Below are 3958 nucleotides of genomic sequence, written 5' to 3'. Positions count from 1 at the left end.
CGTTGAACGAGCCGCCGCCGATGGCGGTGCGCGGGCGGGCCCGGGTGAGCCAGTAGTAGGCGTCGCGGTCGGCGCCGAGGTGGGCCCACAGCCGCTCGGAGGCGTAGGCGGCCAGGCTGCGGCCGGTGGCGGCCTCCAGCACCCAGCCCAGGATCTGCGCGTCGAAGGTGGAGTAGTTGAACGTCTCGCCCGGGGCGGTGCGGCGCGGTGCGGCCCGGATGACCTCGGCGACGTCGCCACCGCCCATGACAGCCTGCTCGAAGCGCTTGATGCCGCTGTCCGGCACGTCCCACACCTCGGCGTCGCCGACGCCGCTGGTCATGTCGAGCAGATCGGCCAGGGTGGACTCCTCGTAGGCGGTGCCGCGGAAGTCGGGCCGGTAGTCGGTGATCCGGTCCTTGATGCTGCCGATGGCGCCGTCGGCCAGGGCGATGCCGATCAGCATCGAGGTCACCGACTTGGAGATGGAGAACAGCTGCATCCGGCTGCGGGGACCGGCGAAGGCACCCGGGTACGTCTCGTGCACGATCTCGCCGCGGTGCAGCACGACGAACGCCGTGGTGTACGTGCGCCGGTGCAGCTCGGTCAGGGTGTGGTCGCGGTCGTCGAAGCGGTAGGTCAGGTCGAGCGGGCACGGGCTCAGCGGCAGCGGCAGGTGCGGGCCGCCGCGCGGCACGTACTCCGTTGGCATGAGCCAGTTCATGTGGGTGAACGTCCACTCGTTGAACGGCCGGCGCATGATCAGGTCGCCCTGCCGGTCCCACCACGACGGTTCGTGCGCGGCTCGCACGATGCTCGGCTCGACGGTGCTGGTCATGTCAGTCCCCGCTGTCGTCGGATTCGTGCTCGGCGGAACGCGGTGCGGGTGCGTACCGCTCGAACTCCTCGCGCAGCGTGAGGCCGCTCGACTCACCCGCGGGCTCGAGATAGCTGTTCATGATCGCGAGCACCGCCATGCCGATCAGGTTGTCCCGGCTGTGGTCGTCGCCGACGATGCCGGCGTGCGGGTCGCCGAGGTGGTGCACGGCGAAGCCCTCGGTGATCGCGGCCAGGATGTTGGCGAACTGGTCGATCGTGATGCCCTTGCGCAGCTGGTAGCCGCGGGCGGCGATGGTGGCCTCGTAGATCTTGGTCCACGGCCCGAGGGCGCCGGCGTACTGGTTGGCGATCGCGTCGTGGATGCCGTCGTTGCGGTCCGCCGTGGCCACCATGATGAGTTGCAGGCGGAACAGCGGCATCCGGCAGATCGCCAGCAGCTCGTGGTAGGACGCCCGGTCGAGGGCGTTGGCGAAGTTCGGCTCGGTGCTGATCAGCCAGTCGCCGCGGGTCTCCAGGTCGGCGCCGTACTGCGGGTCGTAGTTCATCGCGTGGAACAGGAAAGTCAACAGGTCGTTGAGGTAGTCGTCGTGGCTGGCCCAGGTGGCCCGGTAGGGGCCGTCACCCTTCTGGCGCAGGAACGGCGGCTCGAGACTCTCCATCTCGCGGGACAGCGCGCGCTCGGTGAGGAAGCGCAGGCCCGACCAGTACGGCTTCCGGCCACCATCGTCGGTCGGGAACGCCGAGTCCTTGGCGCCGAGGTTCTTCTCGACCAGGTTGGCCCCCGCCTTGAGGTAGGAGGCGACCTTGAGCGAGTTCACCAGGGCGGCGCGGGTCGACTCCCGGACACCTTTGACTCTCGTCACGATGCCGGAAAAGTCCTGACAATAGGGGAAGGGGAGATCCTTCTTGCCGTACGTCATGAGTCGATTGTTGTCCGCGGGTGCGCTGAGACAAGTGCGCACGTGCGTAGTACTCGGAGTCTAGGCCTCGGGAATTCAGAGAATGTGCGGAATATGACTTTGAGTAAGTGAGTGATAACGCAGCGGAATCACAATCTGCTCATTTTCCACTCCGGCTCCGGATCACGGCGATCAGGCCGGCCAGCCACGGCAGGATGGCGATAACCGCCCCCTTCGGACCCCCGAAGGCGATCAACAGGACGGCGGCGGCGCACAGGGCGATGCCGATCAGCAGGAGCGCGCGACCGCGGCGCCGGCCGGAATCAGCCTCGCCGGCGGCGAAGCGGGGATCCTCGCTTCGCAACTGGGAGACGATGCGGGCGAAGGCGCGGGACTCGTCGTTGTCGGGCACGTCGCCACCTCCCCGGGCCGCGCTGGATCAGCCGACGGTACCCCCATCGCGCGCCCGTGGCGCCCGGCTCAGGGCCGGGAGTCGCCGAAGGCGATGCTCAGCACGGCGTGCGCGACCCAGATCGCCTGCGCCTTGTTGTCGTACGGCCCGACCCGCAGCTCCACCGCTTTGTCGCCGAACAGCGCGCGCACCGTCCAGGCGTTCGGGTGGCGGTCGTCCTCCCGGCTGTGGTTGACGATGACCTGGCTGGCGCCCCGGATGTTGACCACGGACCACTTCTCGTCCCCGGTGGGCCAGGCCCGGAACCAGCCGGGGGCGACCGCGACGGCCTCCTTGCCGGCCTCGGCCAGCGCCCACTGCAGTTCCTCGGGAACCACGATGTCCGGTTGTGCGTGCGTCATCTCGCCGCCCTGGGTCGACTGCGCGGGAACTCAGGATAACGGCAAAACCACCGAATACCGTGCTTATCCCTACGACAGCGACACCCGCGCGACGGCCTTCTCGGTCAGGCTGCCCAGCCAGAGGGTGTCGCCGTGCTGACGGACGCCGGTGGCCATCACGTACCGGCCCGCCGGACCGTGCAGGACGCGCAGCACCGTGCCCTCGCCGTCGACCAGGGCCGCCATCGAGTACGGCACCGGCTGCGGCTGCAACCGGGTCGGCAGGATCCCGGCGATGCGGCGCAGCTGCGGGTGCGGCAGGAGCTTCTCGGCGAGCGCGACCCGCGGGCTGGCCAAGGCGATCCAGTAGGTGCCGTCACCGACCGGCGCCATGTTGTCCGGGTACGCAGGCAGGTCGCCGAGCACCCGTACCGCGCCGTCCGGCAAGGACACCCGGACCAGGCGGTGCGCGACCGTCTCGCAGAGCAGCAGCGCGTCCTCCTGCGGGGTGAGGGCCACGCCGTTGGGGAAGTGGAAGCCCTCGGCCACCACGTCGACGCGGCCGGACGCCGGATCGAACGCCAGCACCCGTCCGTTGGGCCGGTGCTCCAGCAGATCCCGGCGCCAGTGCGAGACCGGGAAGCGGTTCGAGCTGTCGGTGAAGTAGACGACGCCGTCGCGCGCCACGGCCGCGTTGTTGCAGAACAGGATCCGGGTGCCGCCGGCCCGGTGGGCCAGATCGGTGACCGTGCCGTCATCGGTCACCCGCAGCAGTCCCCGGTACGCGTCACAGACGATCAGGCTGCCGTCGCGGGGATCGATCTCGATGCCCAGCGGCCGGCCGCCCGTGGTGGCGAGCAGGTCCGGGGTGGTGCCGGGGTGCGCGTCCGCGGGCCAGCGCCAGAGGTGCCCGTCGTCCGTACCGGAGTAGATCTGTCCCTCCGCACCGACCGCGACGTCCTCGGGGCCGTGACCGGTGGGCACCGGCAGCACCTCGACGTCGTCGAGCCGGGTGTCGGTGGGCGCCCAGGCGCCGGTGAGCTCGGGCGGCACGGTGGCGGGCAGCTTCACGGGGCGGAGCAACCAGGGTGCGGGCGGGCGGGGAACCGTCATCGGGTCATCGTGGCCTGCCCGCGGGCGCGCGGCCAGAGCTCGAAGTCTCGGAACATGTGCGCAAGTTCCGGAGTCCGGGTGTGGTTGGTGGGGCGCAACTGAACCGTGTAGGTGGCTCTGGCCTGATGGAATGCCTGCCGCGGCTGGGCCGGGACGCCTGAGGCGGTCCGAAACATCGCGGCAAACTTCCGGAACGAGTTGTTGACGTGCGCGGAAACGGGACCGAACAATGACGAGTGACGGCCGTCGATCATTGACCTGGCCGTCCCTGCGGTGCCGCGCGGTATGACGCTGCCGCCCGGCACGGAGGACGGCCCTCAGAGCGGGGCGTGGCG

5 protein-coding genes are annotated in these 3958 nt (G+C 69.9%); all 5 read right to left on the bottom strand.

Going from position 1 to position 3958, the window contains the following annotated elements:
* A partial coding sequence (locus tag AB0C29_RS37240; protein ID WP_360830669.1) for a serine hydrolase domain-containing protein occupies positions 1-817 on the bottom strand: 817 nt, incomplete at its 3' end.
* A gap of 1 nt (position 818) precedes the next feature.
* On the bottom strand, positions 819-1682 hold the full coding sequence (locus tag AB0C29_RS37235; RefSeq protein WP_360830666.1) for a hypothetical protein: 864 nt from the start codon (positions 1680-1682) through the stop codon (positions 819-821).
* A 196-nt stretch (positions 1683-1878) separates the two neighbouring features.
* A complete protein-coding gene (locus AB0C29_RS37230) occupies positions 1879-2130 on the bottom strand; it encodes a DUF3040 domain-containing protein (RefSeq protein ID WP_360830663.1) in 252 nt (83 codons plus the stop codon).
* 68 nt (positions 2131-2198) lie between these two features.
* Positions 2199-2531 (bottom strand): hypothetical protein, encoded by a 333-nt coding sequence (locus tag AB0C29_RS37225; RefSeq protein ID WP_360830660.1) that lies wholly within the window; start codon positions 2529-2531, stop codon positions 2199-2201.
* A gap of 69 nt (positions 2532-2600) precedes the next feature.
* The gene (locus tag AB0C29_RS37220) at positions 2601-3623 is read right to left on the bottom strand and encodes an SMP-30/gluconolactonase/LRE family protein (RefSeq protein WP_360830657.1); all 1023 of its coding nucleotides are present in this window, start codon (positions 3621-3623) and stop codon (positions 2601-2603) included.
* Positions 3624-3958 lie beyond the last annotated feature (335 nt).

Origin of the sequence: Actinoplanes sp. NPDC048791 (assembly GCF_040650095.1) — a bacterium.
In the GTDB taxonomy this organism is placed as follows: Bacteria; Actinomycetota; Actinomycetes; order Mycobacteriales; family Micromonosporaceae; genus Actinoplanes.
This window is presented reverse-complemented; position numbering and strand designations above follow the sequence as displayed.